The organism is Rhizobium sp. USDA 4016 (assembly GCF_056279705.1).
This window is the reverse complement of the sequence record NZ_JBWCCY010000004.1, coordinates 3023228-3044987: the sequence shown is the minus strand read 5'-3', so window position 1 is coordinate 3044987 and position 21760 is coordinate 3023228. Positions and strand designations below refer to the sequence as shown.

The window sequence follows — 21760 nt, the reverse complement described above, 5'->3', positions numbered from 1 at the left end:
CTTAATTGCGGGCGATAATTTCCTTGCCTTCGATCTTCATTGTCACGCCGAGCTTGCCGGTCGTGCGGCGCACGAGGAAGCGCGGACGGCGATTGGCGAAATAGGAATGGCGCCGGCGCGGTTTCATGTGGCTGGTACGCAAATCGCCGAGGTGCTCCTCGAGCGGGCGTGCAATGCCGTCGGCCTCCACCATCAGCATCGGAATGCGGAATGCCTCCGACCAGCCCCGCCAATCGGCCGCGATATCGGACAGATCGTGGGCGACAAGCAGCGGAATGCAGAGATCCGGATCTTCGTGGTGCAATTCCAGCGTTACGGTCACTTCCCCGTTGCCGTGGTCGATCGCCCGGGCTGCAACGCCTTTGAAGGCGCGCTTCGGCAGGGCAACGGAAAGTGGCAGGCCGCTGGAGGGAAGGGTCTTGCGGAGGACGGCGCCGCGTTCATCGATCGTTATGCTGACGTCACTTGTGGAGTCGTGGATGGCGTAGCTGACCTGCTGGGGAAAGCGCGACGGATCGAGACGCAGTGTCGTTCCAGCCCAAGCGGGCTTCATAACGGTGTTGTTCATGTTCATTTCTACCCTTGTCTTACCTGAGAGCCGGTTTCCGGTCTTCTCCTCGGGGCTTTTTCGCCCTCTACGCCTCGACAATAGGCGGGGCCTCTTCCGGACCACTTAAAATTTGCGGTTAAGAAAACTTTGCCTTCCCCGATGGTTATCAAAAACCAATGTGGCAGGGTTTCCGGACCATGAACGGACCGGCGAGGATGGCTGCGCCAAAACGGGACAGCGTCAGGTAAGTCTCGGGTAAGCTTTGCATGGCAAAATGCGCGCAGGATCCTGCATTATTCTTTTAGGTTGTTTAAGGGCGCACTCATGATTTCCGCCTCCGTTGCCTACGCGATCATAAGTCGCGACCCGAAGACGAGTCTTGATCGCATTGCCTCGCAGGCGACGGTCAAAAGGGACGCCGAATACTACGCCGAGAATATCAACAAGGTGAAGGACGTCGACGACTTCCTCGGCAACTACAAGCTCTACAGCTACGCGATGAAGGCCTATGGCCTCGACGACATGACCTATGCCAAGGCCTTCATGAAGAAGGTGCTGGAAAGCGACCTGACCGACCCCGACAGTTTCGCCAACAAGCTTTCGGACCAGCGCTACAAGCAGTTCGCGGCGGCGTTCAATTTTAATGCGCCCAAGCCCGATGCGCAGACGGATGCGCAGGAAGACGACCTGATCGACAGGTACAACGCATCCTTCACCGATCAGGAAAAGCAGGCGATCAAGGACACCGACTATTACAGCGCGGAGATCGCTGACGTGCAAACAGTCGATGATCTCGTCAATAATACGCGGCTGCGCACCTATGTGCTGAAGACGTTCGGCATCGATACGACCTACGCGTCCAAGCAGTTTCTGCGGGATGTGCTGACCAGCGATCTCAACGATCCGAACAGCGTGGTGAACCTTCAGGGCGGTGAGAAGTACCAGGCGCTCGCGGCGCAGTTCAATTTCAATGCAGACGGCACCGTGAATGGCTCGGCCCAGACCGCGACCCAGAAAAACACGGTCATGGAGCAGTACAATCTGAATTCGTCGACCGTCATTGTCGACAACGACGTGTTTCCGGATATCGTCTATACGACGAAGGCCGCTGCCGACTACAACAAGGCCTATTACGAATCCAAGATCAAGACGATCACCAATGTTGACAGCCTCATCGCCGATGAGCGCCTGACGGACTACATCAAGGCCGCTTACAGTCTTGGCCCGAGCAGCTTCGGCACGGACCTGAGCGACACGGCCTTGAGGCAAATCCTTGTCGATCCGGCCTATGCCAATACGATGGGTGCCACGGCTGTCCATCAGGCCTTCAGCTTTGAGGCTGATGGAAGCGTCCTCGGGCCTGACGGCCCGCAATCGGATTCCCTGATCCAGGCAACTTCCGTAAACTACATGGCCCGTTACGACGACGAGGCGAAAGCGGCCATCGAGGAAATCGTCGCCAACTACAAGACACGCATGTCCGATACCAGGACGCTGGACAATTTCTCCGACGTCGACAGCATCAACGATTTCCTGAAGACCAACAAGACCGGCGATCTAGACAAGACGAACGACGATCTGCCCGACCTCTATCAGGTTGCGCTTCAGGCCTACGGCTTGACGGAAGAGGAACTGTCGAAATCCGTCATGCGCAGGCTGCTGGCAAGTGATCCTTACGACCCCGAGGGCTATGTCGCGTCCTTCAAGGACGACCGCATCACCCAATTGGCGAGAGCCTTCAATTTCGATGGCGAAGGTAACGCGTCGATCCAGCTGCAGGCACTGTCGCCCGCCGCGATGGCCAAATATGCGACGAACTATAAGTCGCATGTCACAATGCTGATGAAGGACGGTCCCCTGAAGGAGAAGGCATCCAAAGATGCGACCGAGGAAGTCGACTATTTCGCCAAGACCATGGAATCGGTGCAATCTCTCGATGATTTCCTGGAGGACGACCGGTTGACCGGTCTGATTCTCAAGTCTGTCGGTCTCGATCCGAAGGACTACGACGAAGAGACGCTGCGCAAGATTTTCACATCCGATCCCGACGATGCAAACAGTTATCTGAACACCAAGGCGGACTCGAAGTTCAAGAACCTCGTCGCCGACTTCAACTTCGACACGGCCGGCAATCTCACGCGCACCAAGCTGGGCATCGTCCAGGATCAGGGTGCACTCGATCGCACGCAGGATGCCTATCTGCAGCAGACGCTCGAGACGCAGGAAGGCGAGACGAACGATGGCACGCGCTTGGCGCTTTACTTCGCCCGCAAGGCGCCGGATATCACCTCGCTCTACTCCATCCTAGGCGACAAGGCGCTCTTCCAGGTCATCACCACCGCCTACAACCTGCCGAGCCAGATCTCCAGCATGGATGTCGAGAAGCAGGTTGCGCTTCTCGAAAAGTTTGTGGACCTGAAGGATCTTGGCGACTCGAAGAAGGTCGACAAATTGGTGAAGCGGTTCACGGCGATGTACGACATTCAGAACGTCACGACCCAATCGCCGGCGCTGCAGATTCTGACCGGCGGCGGTTAAGCCGCCACGTTCTTACTCCACGCTGACCACTTTCCCCGGGTTCATGATGTTCGCCGGATCAAAGGTCCGCTTGATGCGGCGCATCAGGTCGATCTCTATGGCGGGGCGGATCGCGGCGAGCTCGTCGCGCTTGAGCTGACCAATGCCGTGCTCTGCCGAGATCGAGCCGCTGTGTGCCAGAACGATGCCGTGCACAATCTCGTTGATCTCATGCCAGCGGGCGATAAAGGCGTCCTTGTCGGCGCCGACCGGCTGGGAAATGTTATAATGGATATTGCCGTCGCCCATGTGGCCGAAGGCGCATATGCGGGCGCCGGGCATTGCCGCCATCACGGCCTCGCCGGCCTCGTGCATGAAATGCGGGATCTTCGAGACCGGCACAGAAACATCGTGCTTGATCGAACCGCCTTCGGGCTTTTGGGCCTCCGACATGCTCTCGCGCATATGCCACAGCGCCTTCTGCTGCGCGACGGATGAGGCAATCGCCGCGTCGTGCACCAGCCCCGCCTCAAAACCCTGTTCGAGCAGCGCATTCATCATCCGCTCGGCGGTTTCCGCCGAATCCGAGGTCGAGATGTCGATCAGCACATACCACGGGTAAGCCGATTCCAGCGGATCGCGCACGCCCTCGATATGTTTGGCGGTGATCTCGACACCGAACCGCGGCATCAGCTCGAAGCCGGTCAGCGAGGTGCCGCAGAGGCTGCTCGCTAGATTGAACAGGGCAAGCGCCTCCTCCACGGAGTTGAGTCCTGCAAAGGCGACCTGATGGCCGAGCGGCTGCGGGTAAAGCTTGAGGACGGCACCGGTGATGATGCCGAGCGTGCCTTCGGCGCCAATGAAGAGATCGCGAAGGTCGTAGCCCGTATTGTCCTTCTTCAGGCGGCGAAGGCCGTCCCAGATTTCGCCGGTCGGCAGCACGACTTCGAGGCCAAGGCAAAGCTGGCGCATGTTGCCATAGGCCAGCACCGCCGTTCCGCCGGCATTCGTCGAGAGGTTGCCGCCGATCCGGCAGGAGCCTTCGGCGCCGAGCGAGAGCGGGAAAAGTTTGCCATGCGCCTCGGCCGCCTTCTGCACCTCGGCGAGGATTGCGCCGCCGTCGGCAACCAGCACGTTCGCCACCGGATCGACGTCGCGGATCCTGTTCATCCGCTCGAGCGAGACGATGATGTCCGACTTGCCCTCGCGCGGCGTCTGGCCGCCGACGAGGCCGGTATTGCCCGTCTGCGGTACGACCGCAGTGCCGGTTTCCGTCGCAAGCTTCAGGATGGCCGAAACCTCCTCGACATTCGCGGGCTTGAGCAGGAGAGGGGAAGAGCCGTGGTAGAGGCCTCGGTTCTCAATCAGGTGCGGGGCAAGCTCGGCCTCGCTGCGCAGCGCGTATTTCTCGCCGACGATTGCGGCGAAGCGGTCGAGAAGTTCGGGCGAGACGCTGGCGCTCATCGAGCTCATTCCTTCCTTGTTATTCGCGCGGCGCGGCGGCACGCCGCAAACGGTCGTTGATCGCTTCGCCAAGACCCTCGTCCGGTATCGGCGAAAAGGCGATCGTCGCTGCGCCGCTGGCATCGGCCTTCTTCATGTAGTCGAAAAGATTGGCAGCCGCCTCCGCCAGATCGCCACAGGGGCTGAGGTTGAGCACGATGGCGGCATCGCTCGCACCCGCGACATCGGCCGCGCCGAAGGCAATCAAGGCCTCGTCGCTTTTAACAGCCCCGGCATCGAGACGGACATTGGCACCGGGCGCATAATGCGAGGCGAGCATGCCGGGAGCCTCGATTGCTGCGGATGCCTTGCCGGCACGCCGCAGCCGCTTGCCGGCGACGCGCTCGATCTCGGAAGCCGGAAGCCCACCAGGCCGCAGCAGTTTCAGTTCGCCGTCCTCGACCTTGACGATAGTGGATTCGACGCCGACGGTGCTGGCGCCTGCATCGACGATGAGCCGGATCTTGCCGCCGAGATCGGCGTCGACATGCGCTGCGCTGGTGGCGCTGATCCTGCCCGATGTGTTGGCGCTCGGTGCGGCGAGCGGTTTGCCGAAGGCGCGGATCAGATCGCCCGCAAACCCCTTCGGCACGCGGATACCAACCGTATCCAGACCGGCAGTTGCCAGCGCATGGATCCGGCTTTCCGCCTTCAAGGACAGGACGATCGTCAGCGGTCCTGGCCAGAAGGCTTGCGCCAATGCGCGCGAGACCGGATCGAACTCCGCATATTCTTCCGCCATCGCCAGATCGCTCATATGGCAGATCAGCGGATTGAAGCGGGGGCGGCCCTTGGTCTCGTAGATACGGGTTATCGCCGCCGCATTGGTGGCATCGGCAGCAAGGCCGTAGACGGTCTCAGTCGGGATGGCGACCGGAAAACCTTCCGAAAGCACGGCGGACGCCATTTGCAGCGCTTCATGTCGATGTTCTGCGATGTCGATTATGCGTGCCATGTGCCGCCCGTTGTTCCAGGCAGTCCCATAGGCCTTTGAAAGCTTGCGATCAATATCAGAGCTGGCGGATGATTTCGCGAAGCTGTTCGTTGCGGGCGCCAAGCAGAAGCACATTCCTGATCGCCACCTGCGGATCGTCGGTTCTGAAGAGCACGCCATTGCCGCGAATGGAGCGGTCGATCGTCATTTTCTCCGGCGTATGCTCGCCGGGCTTGATTGCGACGGCGAAATACATGCGGGAATACTTGATATCGATGTGATGGAAGAAATTGTCGTTGTCGCCGATGTCTGCGTAGAAATTGGCGATGTAGAAGGCCCAGCTGACCTCCTCGTAGCGGGCGAATTTCGTCCGCGCCGCCGTGACATGGCAGTAGCCGAGATGCGGGCTGTCGGCGAGCGTCCGGTGGAACACCATCTTTGGGAACTGGATCGTGCGGTGGAAGCCATTGATCTGCTGATGCGCCTTGATGCCTGCCGTGTGCAGTTTTCGGCCGGTTTTCTCGCTTACTTCGCGGTAGCTCAGGTAGCGGCGTTCTTCGGCGAGCCAGTGCGCACGATCGCGGGTGATCTTGCCGGTGCGGAGAAATTCGGAATGCGGCGCTGCAGGCTTCATGTCCTGCGGCCTGGCATCTCCTTTGGCGTCGAAATAGCGAAGTTTCGCCATGGCTCGCATTCCATCTGCTTTGTCCGATAAGGGAAACATAGGAGTTTATGCTTAATGGCCCGTTAAAGCGCCTCTCTTGCGCATGATGGCGGGAGCGTGTGGCGAAAGGGCGTCGCAGATGCGATAATGACGGCGAATGCAGGTGGATTGTGCTGTCAGGTTTGAGTTTGTCGGATGTCGCATTTGAAGGCTCTGGGGCGGAGGCGAAAATCGTGTTGCCTCGCCACGCTGTCGTCAATTTCGAAGCCGATGTCGCATTACAACCAAGCGGCAGTCATGGCCGGTGTTTAAATGACGCCATGATAGTTCTCCCGCATGGAGAAGAAGCGGGCGCTTCCATCCCGCCTTCGCGGCGGCAGCCTATGGCACGAGGATAAACAGATGGATATTCGCAGCAACGTTTTGCGGCAGCTCAAGAATCGGCGCGCAGGCTTCAGCCTTGAGCAGCCTTTCTATATCGACGAAGATTATTTCAAGCTCGATATGGAGATGATCTATTATCGCGACTGGCTGTTCATGGGCCATGATTGCGAACTGCCGAAGCCAGGCGCCTATTTCACGGCTCAGATCGGCCAGTATCCCGTAGTCATCGTACGTGGCCGCGACAACGTCATCCGTGCCTTTCACAACAGCTGCCGCCACCGCGGCTCGCGGGTCTGCACCAAGGAACACGGCTCGTCGGTCCGCCTCGTCTGTCCCTATCACCAGTGGGCTTATGACCTCGACGGCAAGCTCGCCTTCGCCCGCCACATGGGCGATGATTTCGACAAGAGCGGCTACAACCTGAAGCCCGTGCACTGCGAGAACTTTGCGGGCTACATCTTCATCTGCCTGGCAGAAAAGGCACCGGACTTCCAGCCGATCCGCGACATGGTCGGCCCCTATCTGCTTCCCCACCGTCTGAACGAAGGCAAGATCGCCTTCCAGAGCACCATTATCGAAAAGGGCAACTGGAAGCTCGTTTGGGAAAACAACCGCGAGTGCTATCACTGCGCCGCCAACCATCCGGAACTCTGCCGCACCTATCCGGAAGCCCCGAGCGTCACCGGCACGGACGGTGGTGCCGACGACCCGGAAATCGCCGGTCACTGGGCGCGCTGCGAGGCGGCGGGCCTTCCGAGCAAGTTCCAGATCTCGCCGGACGGCCAGTTCCGCACCGCCCGCATGCCGCTGATCGAGGATGCCGAAAGCTACACCATGTCCGGCAAGAGTGCCGTCAAGCGCCCGCTTTCGGAGGATGTGAAGATCGACCGCATCGGAACCATGCTGCTCTTTCACTATCCGACGACCTGGAACCACCTGCTCGGCGACCACGCGATCTCGTTCCGCGTCCTGCCGCTCAGCGCCAACGAGACAGCCGTCACGACGAAGTGGATCGTCCACAAGGACGCCGTCGAAGGCGTGGACTACAATCTCGAGGAACTTACGCACGTCTGGACGGAAACCAACGATCAGGACCGCCGCATCGTCGAAGAGAATGCCTTCGGCATCCACTCGCCGGCCTACGAGCCAGGTCCCTACTCGATGCTCCATGAAGGCGGCGTCATGCAGTTCCTCGAATGGTATTCGAACTTCATGGTGAACCGCCTCCAGGGCGATCAGGCGAAGCTTTCCGACGTCGCCTGACTCTTCCCGTTCCAATTGCGGAAAATGAACCGGTTAATCCCCGGTTCATTTGCGTTCCGGTAGAAACTCAATCCATGCCGAACGGCGCGTGTTGGGAACATTTTCCGCACTCATACGTTACAGGCGAGGCCAGATTCGCGCTTGGGGATTGGAGAATACAATGAATGTGCTCAGTAAGAAAATTGCCAGTGCCGTCTTTTCCGCCGCTGTTGTCCTGACGAGCTTCGTGCCGTCCCAGGCCATTCAGATGCCGGCAGCACCGCAGATGGAAAAATCCTCGGACGTGCAGAACGTTCAGTATCGCCGTTACTATCGCCCGGGCTATCGTCCCGGATACTATCCGGGTTACCGTCCCGCATATCGCCCTGGTTACTATGGCGGATATCGCGGCTATCGCTATTCGCGCCCTGGCTATCGTCACTATAACGGCTACTGGTATCCGCTGGCTGCTTTCGGCGCCGGCGCCATAATCGGTGGCGCGATCGCCTCGCAGCCGCGCTACGTTGCCCCGCCGGCCTACAGTGGCGGCGGCGGTCACGTCGCCTGGTGCGCAAACCGCTACCGTTCATATCGGGCTTACGACAATACGTTCCAGCCCTACAACGGCCCGCGTCAGCAATGCTATTCGCCTTACAACTGAGGCTTAATACAATTTTTGAACCGATCAGCCCGGCAACCACTGCCGGGCTTTTCGATATTGAATATAAATGCCGCCAGTTCACCTCGAGAGGACGGCACAATGGCGGCTGCTTTGCGCCAGGGAACGAACGCGCAACACCGCAAAGCCTTCGTCTCGACTCGATGCGGTCATTCTAGAGCTGGTTGGTCACCTCGACGAGGTTGCCGTCCGGATCCTTGAAGTAAACGGACAGGATTTTACCCATCGCTCCGGCCCGCTCGCCCGGCCCGTCGACAATATCTATGCCTTGGCGCCTGATCTGCAGGATGACCGAATCAGCGGGTTGTGATCTTATGCTTCTGCGGGACGAAGTGCGAGCCGGCACCCAAAGTCTGCGCTATTTCGATATGCGTCCATGGCAGCAGTGCTTTGAACAGCGATTTTTCTTGTCAGAGAATATTGACCCGCTTGAGCAGCCACCAGGCAAGCAGCACCGAAGCGATAAGGAGCGCCACCGCGTATTCCGTACCGCCAGGTCCTTCGGCGAAGGGTAGATTAGCCGTATTCATGCCGAAGAAGCCGGTCACCAGCGTAGGCGGCAGCAGGAAGGCGGTCATGATCGAAAGAATGTAGAGGTGACGGTTGGTCTCGGAGGACTGCTTCGAGTCGATTTCCTCGTGCAGCAAGCGGGCGCGTTCCTGCAATGCATAGATATCGTGGTCGACCGATTCCAGCCTGCTCGTTAGCCGGCCGGCGATATCCTCGAAGCCGAAGGGCATTTCGTCCTCGTCGGAGGCCGAGGCCCGCCGCATGAGCGTCAACACGTTTCTAAGGTGTCGGTGGAGGCGTACGATTGTGCGGCGTGCCGGCGCCAGCCGCCGCCGCTCATCGCGCGAAACGTTGTCGTAGACGAAGTCTTCGATGAGGTTCAGCTCTTCGGTGAGCTCCATGACAACAGAAATCAGCGTGCGCTGAAACTCGATCACCAGCAGTTCGAAGAGGTCCACCGGCCGGGAGAATTTTGCCGGATTCTTTTCGATCATCGCGCGCGCCCGCTCGACACTGCGCAGCGGCTGCAGACGGGTGGTGATGATGAAGCGATCGGCGATGGCGAAATGCAGCCAGCCGAGATCGTTGGTATCCTGATCGAATTCACGCTGGCAATCGATGAGCGTGCCGTAGAGCATCTGCTCGTCCACGGTAAGCGCAGCATGCGTATCGCGCGTTGTGAGAGCCGTCTTGGCATCTTCGGAAAGGCCGTCCAGCGTCTCGAGCAGGGCAGGGACGCGTGCATCGGCGAGATTGAGATGCAGCCAGTAAAAGCCGTTGCCGGACACCAGTTCTGCCGGAAACGCGCTGTTGTGCAGGCGCACTGCCTTACCGCTTCCTGCCGGAAAACTGTAGGCCCAGACGAGGCCGGGTATATTGGCGGGCAATGTATCCATCGGTCTCGATCCTTTCGATGCGATCAGTCTGTTTAGAGATTCTCCATGACGGTTGTTTGTGCAAGTGTGAAGACCTGCGAGCGGCAAGATGTCGTCAATTCTGAAACGCCGAATTCGAAATTGACGTTTACGTAAAAATCAATTAGCTCTTCCACCGGAGGCTTGGAACCACGGTTCCGTTTGAGATGCGAGGAGATGATATGTACAAGGCGCCCGTCGAGGACATCGCGTTTACTCTGAGACATGTCGCAGGGCTGAGCGACGCGATCGATAAAGGCCTGCTCGGTGAGCTCGGCGAGGATCTCGTCGATGCGATCCTGAACGAAGCCGGTCGTTTCGCGACGGAAGAAGTCGCCCCGCTGGCCGAGATCGGCGACAGGCAGGGCGCTCGTCTGGTTGACGGCGAAGTGAAGACCCCGGATGGCTGGGCGAAACTATATCAGGACTGGATCGCAGGTGGCTGGAACGGACTGACAGGCCCCGAGGAATATGGCGGCCAGGGCCTGCCCAACATGCTGAACGTCGCCGCTCTTGAAATGTGGAATTCCGGCGCCACAGCCTTCGCGCTTTGCCCGACGCTGACGATGGGTGCGGTCGAGGCGCTGAGCGCCCACGGCAGCCCGGACCTTCAGCAGAAATACCTGGCGAAGCTCATCTCCGGCGAGTGGACTGCCACCATGAACCTCACCGAGCCGCATGCAGGGTCGGACGTCGGCGCGCTGAAGAGCCGGGCCGAGCGGCGCGATGACGGCACCTATCGCCTGTTCGGCCAGAAGATATTCATCACCTGGGGCGAGCACGACGCTACGGACAACATCATCCATCTCGTCCTCGCCCGCCTGCCTGATGCACCGGCCGGCACGCGCGGCATTTCGCTGTTCCTCGTGCCGAAGTTCCTTGTCAACGACGATGGCTCGCTCGGTCGCCGCAACGACGTCTTTTGCCATTCGCTGGAACACAAGATGGGCATCCACGGATCGCCCACCTGCACGATGATTTATGGCGATGGCAGGTTCGGCGGCGAGAAGGGGGCGGTCGGCTGGCTCGTGGGCGAGGAGAACAAGGGTCTCAACTGCATGTTCACGATGATGAACAACGCCCGCCTGACGGTCGGCATGCAGGGTGTCGCGATCGCCGAAGCCGCGACGCAGAAGGCGATAGCCTATGCCATGGAGCGCACGCAGGGCAGGGCGCCCGGCTGGAGCGGCAGCGGCATGAGCCCAATCATCGAACATCCCGACGTTGCCCGCATGCTGCTGACGATGAAGGCGCTGACGCAAGGCTCCCGCGCCATTTCCTATGCCTGCGCCCACGCGATCGACATGTCGCATCGCGCCAGTGGAGACAAGCAGCATTGGCAGGAACGCGCTGCGCTTCTCACGCCGATCGCCAAGTCCTTCTCGACCGATGCGGGCGTCGACGTCGCCTCGCTCGGCATTCAGGTCCATGGCGGCATGGGCTTCATCGAGGAGACGGGCGCTGCCCGCTTCCTGCGCGACGCTCGGATCGCGCCGATCTACGAAGGTACCAACGGTATCCAGGCGATCGATCTCGTCAGCCGCAAGCTGCCGCTTTCGAACGGCGATCACGTGAAAGGCTTCCTCGCCGAACTTCGCGATATCGCCGATCAGGTGCGCAGTTCCAATCTCGAGGGCTTTGGCGAAACGGCAGCGCGGCTTGATTCGGCCATCGCCGATCTCGAACAGGCAACCGGCTGGCTTTTGAAGGTGCAGGCAGATGGCAAGGTGGCCGAAGCCCTTTCGGGAGCAACGCCCTATCAGCGCCTCTTCGGGCTCGCCCTGACCGGCTCCTACCTCGCCAAAGGCGGGCTTGCCAGGGTCTCTGACGGCGCGAACGAAAGCCGCATTGCGCTTTGCCGCTTTGCCGCCGAAAATCTGTTGTCGGAAACCGCAGCCTTGAAGGATCGCGTCATCAACGGCGCAGATAGTCTCGCCGCCGCCCGCATTGCTCTTGCCTGAGGATCATCATGTCCGACCACATCATCGTCGAACAATCCGCTGCCCATCCCGGCGTACAGATCATTCGCTTCAACCGCCCGGAAAAGAAGAACGCGATCACCCGCGCCATGTATGTGCGGATGACCGAAGCGCTGAAGGCCGCGAATGAGGACATCGCCATCCGGGCGACGGTCTTCCTCGGCACGGAAGGCGCTTTTTCCGCAGGTAACGATATCGGCGACTTCCTTGCGGCGGCGATGGGTGGCTCCCTTGGCCCGGAGCTTCTCGATTTCCTCAATGCGCTCGTCAATGCCGAAAAGCCGCTGGTTTCCGGCGTCGATGGGCTGGCGATCGGCATCGGCACGACGATGCACATGCATTGCGATTTGACGGTCGCCTCCGACCGCAGCCAGTTTCGCACACCTTTCGTCGATCTGGCGCTCGTGCCGGAAGCTGCCTCCAGCTTGCTTGCGCCGCGCATCATGGGTCATCAGCGCGCCTTCGCCCTGCTTGCTGCAGGTGAAGCATTCTCCGCGCAGGAGGTAAAGGATGCCGGGCTGGTCTGGAAGATTTGCTCCGCGCCGGACGTTGAGCCCCTAACCCTTGCGGCCGCCGCAAAACTCGCCGCCAAGCCGCCGGAAGCCTTGAAGATTGCTCGTGATCTCATCCGCGGCGACCGTGCCGAGATCATTGCGCGCATCGATGACGAGGCCCGGCATTTTGCCGCACAGTTGAAGAGCGCGGAAGCCCGTGCGGCTTTCGAGGCCTTCATGCGACGCTGATGCCGGGCACAGGATTTTTGCTAAATTTTAAGCCTGTTTTAATTAACCCCTAATAATCAGGGGGTGACGAGTTGATTCCATTCGGTCGTCCGGGCGCATGAGGCGCTTTGCGCATCCTTGTCTCCATGAGCCCTCTGCCCGTTCCGCGCTCCCGCCCCGCGTTCCTGCGCGCCGACGGGACGGCAGACGATCCGAAAGGAACGCATCTTGAAAAAGAAGACGAATTTGCTGACGCGCATCCTTGTCGCCGCGTCCGCCGTCGTTCTCGCGGCCTTTGTCGCCTTTTCCTCCTATATCAATTCGGTGCAGCGCAGCGTCACGACGGCCTCGATCGAAGCGAATATCCAGTCTTCCGGCGAGCAGGCTGCACGCAGCCTTGCCAACTGGATGAACGGTCGCGTTACGCTGACCGCGATGGTCGCGAACGCCTCCGCAAAGGCTGTCGATCGCGCCGGCGTTGTCAGCGTGCTGCAGAACGACGTCCTGACGAAGCAGTTCGTCAGTACCTATCTCGGCGACGAACAGGGCGTCTTCACGTCCTGGCCGGACCTGCCGCTCCCGGCGGACTACGATCCGCGCAAGCGCCCGTGGTATCAGGATGCTGTCAAGGCCGATGCGCCCGTCCTGACCGAGCCCTACACCGACGCCTCGAGCGGCGATCTCATCATCAGCGCTGCCGTTCCGGTCAAGCGCGACGGCAAGCTCGCCGGCGTGGTCGGCAGCGATTTCTCGCTCGATACCATGGTGACGATGATCAAGGAGATCGATCTCGGCGGCCAGGGCATGGCTTTCCTGGTCAACAAGAGCGGCCAGATTCTCATCCATCCGGATGCCAAGCTTGTTACCAAGACGCTTGCAGATGCCTTCCCGGACGCGAATCCGTCGATCGGTCCCGGCCTGGTCGAGAGCGAATTCGACGGCAAGCCGGTTCTCGTCAGCTTCCTGCCGGTTGACGGCCTGCCGACGGTCGAGTGGCATCTCGGCTTCGTCGTTGACGGCGACAAGGCCTTCGCGTCCCTGAACGAATTCCGCATCGCAGCGACCATCGCCACGCTTCTCGCCGTTGGCCTGATGATCGTCGCCATGGCTTGGCTGCTGCACGGTCTCGTCATCCGCCCGGTCACCGCCATGACGGCTGCGATGCAGAACCTGGCAGCCGGCAATCTCTCCGCCGCCATTCCCGGTGAGGAACGCCGCGATCAGATCGGCTCGATGGCCGAAGCGGTCGCCGTCTTCAAGAACAACGCAATCGACCGCGAGCGCCTGGAAGGAGAGGCCGAGACCAGCCGCGCACTGACCGAGCGCGAGCGTCAGGATCGCGAAGCGCAAAAAGCGCTGGAGGCGGCGGAAATCCGTACCGCCGTCGATGCGCTGGCGGGTGCGCTCGGAGCGCTTTCGGAGGGTAATCTCGCCCACCGCATCGAAACGCCGTTCGCCGTGCATCTCGACCGTCTCCGCAGCGACTACAACACGGCCGTCGGCAAGCTGCACGCCGCACTCCAGACCGTCGGCCGCAACGCGCATGCGATCGATGCCGGTGCGTCGGAGATCCGCACGGCTGCCGATGGTCTCGCCCGCCGCACGGAGCAGCAGGCAGCGTCAGTCGAAGAGACTGCCGCAGCACTCGAGGAGATCACGACCACCGTCAAGGACACCGCCCGCCGCGCCGAGGAAGCAGGCAATCTCGTCAACCGCACACGTGCCGGCGCCGAAGAATCCGGCGAGATCGTCCGCAAGGCGGTCGATGCGATGAACGGCATCGAGCAGTCGTCCGAGCAGATTTCGAACATCATCAGCGTCATCGACGATATCGCGTTCCAGACGAACCTTCTGGCGCTCAATGCCGGTGTCGAAGCCGCACGCGCCGGCGAGGCAGGCAAGGGCTTTGCCGTCGTCGCGCAGGAAGTTCGCGAACTGGCGCAGCGTTCCGCCAAGGCGGCCAAGGAGATCGAAAGCCTGATCACGGCCTCGAATTTCCAGGTTCGCTCCGGTGTGACGCTGGTCGGCGATACCGGCAAAGCACTGGAGGGGATCGTTCTACAGGTGCAGGAAATCAGCCGCCATGTCGGCGCGATCGTCACGGCCACCCGTGAGCAATCGACCGGCCTCCACGAGATCAATATGGCCGTCAACACAATGGATCAGGGCACACAGCAGAACGCTGCCATGGTCGAAGAGCAGACAGCGGCAAGCCACGGCCTCGCAACCGAGGCCGCAAAGCTGATGCAGCTTCTGGCGCAGTTCAACCTACAATCCGGGGCGCACGCAATGACGGCGTCTGCTAGCCGCCGCGCCGCCTGATCCCTGCCGCTTCAAACCAAAAAATGCCCGCGTTGGTGCGGGCATTTTCGTTCGCGCGCTGGATCGCAATGGTGGCTCAGCGAGAGCCTGGGGCCTATTTTTCCAGCGTCGCCACCACCTCGACATGCGAGGTCCAGAGAAACTGGTCAATCGGCGTGACGCCGGTGATCCGGTAGCCGCCCTCGATGAGAATGGCGAGGTCGCGCGCCAGTGTCAGCGGATTGCAGCTGACGGCGGCGATCTTCTTCACTGTCGAACGGGCGAGCTCGCGGCACTGGAACTCCGCTCCGGCGCGAGGCGGATCGAAGACTACCGCGTCATAGACTTTCAGTTCGGACGTCATCAGCGGGCGGCGGAAGAGGTCGCGCTTCTCGACGCTGACCGGCTTCAGCCCTTGTGTCTTGCGCGCCGCCTGGTCGAGGGCGGCGAGCGCCTTCTCCTCGCCTTCGACGGCATGCACGCGTCCGATCCGGGCAAGCCGAAGAGAGAAAGTGCCGGCGCCCGCAAAGAGATCGGCGATGCGCTTTGCCTTGCCGACATGGGCAAGCACCAGCTCGGCCATCGTCTCTTCGGCTGGCTTCGTCGCCTGGGTGAAGCTGCCAGCCGGCGGCGAGACCTGCACACCGCCGAAGTCGACGATCGGCTTGGAGGGCTCGACCAGGATTTCGCCATTCAGCGAAACGCGCGCGATGCCGCGAAGGCCAAGCACGGTTTCAATCGCCTTGCGCCGCTGCGGGTCCGGCATTTTCTTGATCCCGTCGACGGCGAGATCGAGCCCGGAAAGTGATTCGAGAACCGAAATGCGAAAGGCCTCGGCGCTGGTGGCAAGCGCTGCGCCAATTGCCTTGATTGCCGGCAGCCGTGCAAGGATCGCTGCCGACGAGATGGGACATTCCTCGATCGCAACGATATGGTGGCTTTCGGCCTGGTTGAAGCCGATCAGCATATCCTTCTCGGTCTTGCGTGCCGCAAAGACGACGCGCCGCCGCTCGCCGGGATGTGCCGGGACGAGTTCGCCGACCTCGGCCGATATGCCCTTCGATTTCAGTGCGTCGATCACCAGCTGCCGCTTGAAGGTCCGGTAGGGCTGATCCGCCATGTGCTGCAGCGTGCAGCCGCCGCAAGTTCCGTTGACGCCGTCCGGGCCGAAATGGCGGCAGGGTGGCTCCTGCCGGTCGGCTGAAGGCTTGGCAATCGACATGATCGTGCCGTGGTTCTTGACGCGCGCGATCGCCACGCTTTCGCCGGGCAGCGAGAAGGGCACGTAGATCGGGCCATCCGCGCCGTCGGCAATGCCGTCGCCCTGGCCGCCGAGTTTCTGGATGGTGACTGTTTCGGTGCTCACGGCTTCGTTCCTGCGAGTAGAAATTCCTGATTGCCGTCGCCGCCGGCGATCGGCGAAGCGATGAGCCCGAGGCTCTTCCAGCCCATGTCTTCGGCGAACCAGCGCTCGAGCTCCGCCGCGACCGCGGGCGCGGAGGAAGGGTCCTTCAACAGTCCGCCCTTGCCGATCGCTTCGCGCCCGGCTTCGAATTGCGGCTTTACCAAAAGCGCTGCAATGGCGCCAGGCTCGGCGATCTGCAACGCAGGCGCCAGCGCCAGCTTCAGCGAAATGAACGAAACATCCGACACGACGAAGGTTGTTTGCCGGCCGATATTCTCTGCCGTCAAATTGCGGGCGTTCAGCCCCTCGATATTCGTGACCCGCGGATCGCCTGCGATGCGCGGATTCATCTGCCCGTGACCGACATCGATGGCGGTCACATGCGCCGCGCCGCGCTCCAGCAGCACTTCCGTGAAGCCGCCGGTCGAAGCGCCGATGTCGAGACAGTGGTGGCCCGCCGGATAGAGTTGGAAATGATCGAGCGCCGCAATGAGCTTGAGCGCGGCACGGGAGACGTAATCCTGCGCCGGATCATCGACCTCGATTTCGGCCTCCTCGGCAAAGAGAGCGCCCGGCTTTGTCACGACAGCGCCGCCGACCTTCACTGTGCCACGGCTGACGGCATCGCGTGCCCGCGAACGGCTGGAAAAAAGGCCGAGGCTCACGAGAAGCTGGTCGAGGCGCTGGGTATTCTGATCGGACATCGGCTGTCCATGACCGGCAAATCCGCTGCTTGCAAGCCTTTTGTTGCCGTCGCCGCAGATGAGATGGGGGCTTTCGAGGAAATGCAGAGCGCGTGGAAACAATTCCTCCCCCAAATTTTGGATAGGACAGATTAAGTAAATTTAAAGCCGGTGCCCGTAGCGTCGCAGTGATTGCAGCGGTCCGCCCGGGCCGTTCCTGCCATGATGGCATCATAACCTCCACCTGCAGATCATGATTCAGTTTAATTCGCTCTGCCGCTGCGTCTCGCGCGGCTTGTTTCGCCGTTTTTGTCAGGAGAGTTGACCGGTGTTCGCCAACATGTCCTTGAAGGGAAAGCTTGCCGCAACCTTTGCAGCGCTGATTCTCATCTTCATTTCCGTCTCAGCCCATGTGTACAGCAAGGCGAACGCTTCGGCTGCTGCTGCTGCCGAACAGGAGAAATCGGAGCTCCTCGTCAATCACATCGACGACGCGCTGCAGGCGATGCTGGAGCAGGCCGTCAACCTGCGGGGCTTCATCCTCTTCCGCAGCGACAGCACCTATGGCGATATCTTCGCCAATCGCGAACGCATGCTGAAGGCGATTGCTGCCGCCAAGCAGACAGCTGCAGGCGAGGCGGAACTGATCGGGATGATCGACGGCATGCAGAAGGCGGCCGATCTCTATTTCCACGAACTTGCCGAACCGCAGGCCAAGGCCCGCAAGGAAACCGAGACGCCGATCGCAGACGTCGTCAAGATCGGTGTGAACGCCACGAAAGGACAACTCGACGGCTTCCGTCAGGCCTCCGCCAAGATCAAGGCTGTCGCCCGTGAAAAGTCGGCGGTCTTTGCCACAACCCAGCTCGACGCCAACAAGGATCTGACCTTCACGCTGATCGTCGGTGGCATCGCTGCATCGCTTGCCGCAGCCATGCTCGCCTGGCTTCTATCACGGACCATCGCGCAGCCGATCGTCGGCATGACCGTCGCCATGGGCCGCTTGGCAGCTGGCCACAACGATATCGACGTGCCGGCGCTCGACCGCGGCGACGAAGTCGGCCTGATGGCGAAGTCGGTGCTGGTCTTCAAGGAGGCCGCAATCGAAAAGCAGCGCCTTTCCGGCGAGACGGACCGCATGCGCGACGAGGCCGAGCGCCAGCGCCAGCTCTCCGACGAGGAGAAGGCCCGCGAGGCAGCCGAGATCCGCTTTGCGATCGACAGTCTGGCGGGCGGTCTTTCGAACCTCGCCAACGGCGATGTCGCAAGCCGGATCGCAACGCCCTTCTCCGCTCACTTCGACAGCCTGCGAAACGACTTCAACCATGCCGCTGAAAAGCTTCAGTCGGCACTCCAGGCGGTTGGCCGCAATGCCTCGGCGATCAATGCCGGCGCCGGCGAAATCCGCTCCGCCGCCGACGACCTTGCCCGCCGCACCGAACAGCAGGCTGCTGCCGTCGAGGAAACCGCCGCAGCTCTCGAAGAGGTCACGACGACGGTCCGCGACAGCGCCAAGCGCGCCGAAGATGTCGGCCATCTGGTCGAACGTGCGCGTCTCGGTGCCGAGCGCTCCGGCGATGTTGTCCGAAAGGCCGTCACCGCCATGCAGCAGATCGAGAAGTCCTCGGGCGAGATCAGCAACATCATCGGCGTCATCGACGACATCGCCTTCCAGACGAACCTGCTTGCCTTGAACGCGGGCGTCGAGGCCGCCCGTGCAGGTGATGCGGGCAAGGGCTTTGCCGTCGTCGCCCAGGAGGTGCGTGAACTGGCTCAGCGCTCCGCCAACGCCGCCAAGGAGATCAAGGCGCTGATCACGACCTCAGGCGACCATGTCAACACCGGCGTCTCGCTTGTCGGTGAAACCGGCAAAGCCCTTGCCGAGATCGTGAGCGAGGTCCAGGAGATAAACCGCCATATCGGCGCGATCGTCACCGCGACGCGCGAACAGTCGATCGGCCTGCAGGAGATCAACACCGCCGTCAACAATATGGACCAGGGCACGCAGCAGAATGCTGCCATGGTCGAAGAACAAACGGCGGCAAGCCATGCGCTGGCTCAGGAAGCCAACGCGCTGGACGCCTTGCTGCAACAGTTCAAGCTCGGCCAGGCCGCACCGGCGGCCGCGCCCCGTGCGAGTGCCGCGCAATCCGGCGCCCGCCCTGTTGCATCGCCCGCCCGCGCGCTGACCAACAAGCTCGCCAGCGCCTTCGGCGGCAAGGCGGCAACCGCCGCAGCCGTCCAAGACGATTGGACGGAATTCTGAGATCGCTGATCGATCTGGCATATAAGAGGGGCGGTCGGTTTGGCCGCCCTTCTCGTTGTTGCGTGCTAAATGCCGTCGATGCCGCGCATCCGCTCGACGTCGCGTTTCGGTGGCATATGGGGGAACCGGACATAGTCGCCGCTGAACTGGGACGGGCTGTCGTAGCCGACGCGAAATCCCGCTTCGGCGGCCGTCATGCCTTCGACGATCATGATGCGCCGCGCCTCCTGCAGCCTGATCTGCGCACGAAATCGATTGCGCGGCCATCTGGTTCAGTCGGCTTTCGCCATGGCGATCTGCTCAAGCAGACCCGCCTGCGACCCAGCAGCGGGTACAGGATCTCGCCTTCGAAAAGGCGGTGCCAGGACCTCCGCATCTTCCGGCGCGCACGCAGCAATCGGACACCTGCGTCGATAAGATGCGGCGTCGCCACGCTGACTCCTGCGGCTGACCTGCCGCCGCCTCGGTGCGGCCGCATACCGGACGGAAAAAGTAGATTGGTAGACTTGGGGCGCCTGAGCGCTGCCGAAGGCTCCGGATGGCGTCAGCCCGCAACCCCCACGGCCGCGCCGTGGCCGAGTGTCCGGAAGACGGTGGAAACGATGCCTGCGCGGTCGAGGCCGGCATGGGCGTTCATCACCTCTGGTTTCGCCTGCTCCATCCAGATATCGGGCATGGTGAGCGAGCGGACCTTCAGGCCGCTTTCGAGCAGGCCTTCCATCGCGAGGAAATGCAGCACATGACTGCCAAAGCCGCCGATGGCGCCTTCTTCGACGGTGATCAGCATTTCGTGGTGGCGGGCGAGCTGGCGGATCAGGCCGTGGTCCAGCGGCTTGGCGAAGCGCGCATCGGCAACCGTGGTCGAAAGGCCGGCAGCCTCAAGATCTTCGGCCGCAAGCAGGCAGTCCGCGAGCCGCGAGCCGAAGGAGAGCAGCGCAACCTTGGTGCCTTCCTTGACGATGCGGCCCTCGCCGATCTGCAGGATTTTGCCGCGAGCCGGCATTTCGACGCCGACACCTTCGCCGCGCGGATAACGGAATGAAATCGGGCCGGCGTCATAAGCCGCCGCCGTACGCACCATGTGCTTCAGTTCCGCCTCGTCGGCCGCAGCCATGACGACGAATCCGGGAAGCGTCGCAAGGAATGTCGTGTCGAAGGAGCCCGCATGCGTCGGGCCGTCGGCGCCGACGAAACCAGCGCGGTCGATCGGGAAACGGACCGGCAGGCCCTGGATTGCGACATCGTGGACGACCTGGTCGTAGGCGCGCTGCAAGAAGGTGGAGTAGAGCGCCGCAAACGGCTTGTAACCCTCGGTGGCGAGTCCGGCCGCGAAGGTGACGGCATGCTGCTCGGCGATGCCGACATCGAAACAGCGGGCAGGGAAGACTTCGGCAAGCTTGTCCAGGCCAGTGCCGTTCGGCATGGCCGCCGTGATGCCGACGATCTTGTCGTCGAGCGTTGCCTCCTGCACCAGCGCCTCGGCGAAGACGCTCGTATAGCTCGGCGCGTTCGGCTTCACCTTGGCCTGCGCCCCGGTGATGACGTCGAACTTGTTGACGCCGTGGTACTTGTCGGCGGCGGCTTCGGCAGGCGGATAACCCTTGCCCTTCTGCGTGACGACGTGGATCAGCACCGGACCTTCGGCGTTGTCGCGCACATTGCGCAGCACTGGGAGCAGATGCTCGAAGGAATGACCATCGATCGGGCCGATATGGTAGAAGCCCATTTCCTCGAACATGGTGCCGCCAGTGACATAGCCTCGCGCATGCTCGACGGCGCGGGTGAGCGCCCGGTCGACTTTCTTGCCGAGATAAGCCGTCAGCTTCTTGCCGAAATCGCGAAAGCCCATATAGGTCCGTCCGGAGGCGAGACGGGCGAGATAGGCGCTCATGGCACCCGTCGGCGGGGCAATCGACATATCGTTGTCGTTGAGGATGACGATGAGCCGCGCATCGAGCGCGCCGGCATTGTTCAGCGCCTCGTAAGCCATGCCGGCCGACATGGCGCCGTCGCCGATGACGGCAATCACGCGCCGGTCTGTCTCGCTGAGTTCCGCGGCGACCGCCATGCCGAGACCCGCGGAAATCGAGGTCGATGAGTGCGCCGCCCCGAAGGGATCGTATTCGCTCTCGGCGCGCCGCGTGAACCCGGAAAGGCCGCCTTCCTGACGCAGCGTGCGGATCCGCTCGCGGCGGCCGGTAAGGATCTTGTGCGGATAACACTGGTGGCCGACGTCGAAGATCAACCGGTCCTCGGGCGTATCGAAGACGCTGTGGATGGCGATCGTCAGTTCGACGACGCCGAGACCCGCGCCCAGATGTCCGCCGGTGCGCGAGACCGCATCGATCATCTCGTCTCGGACTTCGCGCGCAAGCTGCGGCAGGTCACGATCCTCGAGCTTGCGCAGGTCGGCGGGATATTTGACCTGGTCGAGCAGCGGGGTTTTCGGCTGATGTGTCACGGGCGGGAGCTCTTTCTTATGGTTCTTGCTTTGCTTATTCGATTAG

General features: G+C 61.5%; 16 protein-coding genes and 1 pseudogene. 7 read left to right on the top strand and 10 right to left on the bottom strand.

Annotated elements, in window-relative coordinates; genetic code table 11:
- Position 1 precedes the first annotated feature (1 nt).
- Positions 2-568, bottom strand: coding sequence for a DUF6101 family protein (locus tag ACZ9DP_RS30765; RefSeq protein WP_039846650.1), 567 nt, complete (start codon positions 566-568; stop codon positions 2-4).
- 306 nt (positions 569-874) lie between these two features.
- Between ACZ9DP_RS30765 and ACZ9DP_RS30760 the strand changes: the two genes are divergently transcribed.
- The gene (locus ACZ9DP_RS30760) at positions 875-3088 is read left to right on the top strand and encodes a DUF1217 domain-containing protein (protein WP_476204545.1); all 2214 of its coding nucleotides are present in this window, start codon (positions 875-877) and stop codon (positions 3086-3088) included.
- 12 nt (positions 3089-3100) lie between these two features.
- Here ACZ9DP_RS30760 and ACZ9DP_RS30755 read toward each other — a convergent pair whose 3' ends face one another.
- From ACZ9DP_RS30755 to ACZ9DP_RS30745, 3 genes are read right to left on the bottom strand one after another with little or no spacing between them, the layout of a single operon-like run.
- The gene (locus ACZ9DP_RS30755; RefSeq protein WP_476204544.1) at positions 3101-4531 is read right to left on the bottom strand and encodes an FAD-binding oxidoreductase; all 1431 of its coding nucleotides are present in this window, start codon (positions 4529-4531) and stop codon (positions 3101-3103) included.
- A 19-nt stretch (positions 4532-4550) separates the two neighbouring features.
- Positions 4551-5525, bottom strand: a complete 975-nt coding sequence (locus ACZ9DP_RS30750; RefSeq protein WP_476204543.1) for an L-threonylcarbamoyladenylate synthase — start codon at positions 5523-5525, stop codon at positions 4551-4553.
- A gap of 55 nt (positions 5526-5580) precedes the next feature.
- Positions 5581-6189, bottom strand: a complete 609-nt coding sequence (locus ACZ9DP_RS30745; protein ID WP_239595231.1) for a DUF6656 family protein — start codon at positions 6187-6189, stop codon at positions 5581-5583.
- A 381-nt stretch (positions 6190-6570) separates the two neighbouring features.
- Between ACZ9DP_RS30745 and ACZ9DP_RS30740 the strand changes: the two genes are divergently transcribed.
- Positions 6571-7815, top strand: a complete 1245-nt coding sequence (locus ACZ9DP_RS30740; protein WP_476204542.1) for an aromatic ring-hydroxylating oxygenase subunit alpha — start codon at positions 6571-6573, stop codon at positions 7813-7815.
- Between the two features lie 160 nt (positions 7816-7975).
- Positions 7976-8455, top strand: coding sequence for a BA14K family protein (locus tag ACZ9DP_RS30735; RefSeq protein ID WP_074066870.1), 480 nt, complete (start codon positions 7976-7978; stop codon positions 8453-8455).
- Positions 8456-8627: 172 nt separating this feature from the next.
- On the opposite strand, the pseudogene ACZ9DP_RS30730 reads toward ACZ9DP_RS30735, so the two are convergent.
- Positions 8628-8732, bottom strand: a pseudogene (locus ACZ9DP_RS30730) (VOC family protein); the annotation flags it as partial.
- Between the two features lie 151 nt (positions 8733-8883).
- Positions 8884-9879, bottom strand: a complete 996-nt coding sequence (locus tag ACZ9DP_RS30725) for a transporter (RefSeq protein WP_039844162.1) — start codon at positions 9877-9879, stop codon at positions 8884-8886.
- A 200-nt stretch (positions 9880-10079) separates the two neighbouring features.
- Between ACZ9DP_RS30725 and ACZ9DP_RS30720 the strand changes: the two genes are divergently transcribed.
- From ACZ9DP_RS30720 to mcpU, 3 genes are all read left to right on the top strand, one after another.
- Complete coding sequence (locus ACZ9DP_RS30720) at positions 10080-11858, top strand: acyl-CoA dehydrogenase family protein (RefSeq protein WP_239595224.1); 1779 nt, start codon at positions 10080-10082, stop codon at positions 11856-11858.
- 8 nt (positions 11859-11866) lie between these two features.
- On the top strand, positions 11867-12619 hold the full coding sequence (locus tag ACZ9DP_RS30715; RefSeq protein WP_476204541.1) for a crotonase/enoyl-CoA hydratase family protein: 753 nt from the start codon (positions 11867-11869) through the stop codon (positions 12617-12619).
- A gap of 207 nt (positions 12620-12826) precedes the next feature.
- Complete coding sequence (gene mcpU, locus ACZ9DP_RS30710) at positions 12827-14920, top strand: methyl-accepting chemotaxis protein McpU (RefSeq protein ID WP_476204540.1); 2094 nt, start codon at positions 12827-12829, stop codon at positions 14918-14920.
- Positions 14921-15014: 94 nt separating this feature from the next.
- Here the strand turns inward: mcpU and ACZ9DP_RS30705 are convergent, their stop codons facing one another.
- Both ACZ9DP_RS30705 and ACZ9DP_RS30700 read right to left on the bottom strand, forming a co-directional pair.
- Positions 15015-16265 carry a class I SAM-dependent RNA methyltransferase gene (locus tag ACZ9DP_RS30705; RefSeq protein ID WP_476204539.1) on the bottom strand — a complete coding sequence of 417 codons (1251 nt, stop codon included), beginning with the start codon at positions 16263-16265 and terminating at the stop codon, positions 15015-15017.
- Positions 16262-17008 (bottom strand): TlyA family RNA methyltransferase, encoded by a 747-nt coding sequence (locus tag ACZ9DP_RS30700; protein WP_476204538.1) that lies wholly within the window; start codon positions 17006-17008, stop codon positions 16262-16264. The genes ACZ9DP_RS30705 and ACZ9DP_RS30700 overlap by 4 nt, the downstream gene beginning before the upstream one ends.
- A gap of 319 nt (positions 17009-17327) precedes the next feature.
- Here ACZ9DP_RS30700 and ACZ9DP_RS30695 point away from each other — a divergent pair, with 319 nt between their 5' ends.
- The gene (locus tag ACZ9DP_RS30695; protein WP_476205505.1) at positions 17328-19253 is read left to right on the top strand and encodes a methyl-accepting chemotaxis protein; all 1926 of its coding nucleotides are present in this window, start codon (positions 17328-17330) and stop codon (positions 19251-19253) included.
- A gap of 65 nt (positions 19254-19318) precedes the next feature.
- Here the strand turns inward: ACZ9DP_RS30695 and ACZ9DP_RS30690 are convergent, their stop codons facing one another.
- Together ACZ9DP_RS30690 and dxs are read right to left on the bottom strand one after the other, a co-directional pair.
- The gene (locus ACZ9DP_RS30690; RefSeq protein WP_239595215.1) at positions 19319-19465 is read right to left on the bottom strand and encodes a helix-turn-helix domain-containing protein; all 147 of its coding nucleotides are present in this window, start codon (positions 19463-19465) and stop codon (positions 19319-19321) included.
- A gap of 332 nt (positions 19466-19797) precedes the next feature.
- Positions 19798-21714 carry a 1-deoxy-D-xylulose-5-phosphate synthase gene (gene dxs, locus ACZ9DP_RS30685; RefSeq protein WP_239595213.1) on the bottom strand — a complete coding sequence of 639 codons (1917 nt, stop codon included), beginning with the start codon at positions 21712-21714 and terminating at the stop codon, positions 19798-19800.
- Between the last annotated feature and the right edge of the window lie 46 nt (positions 21715-21760).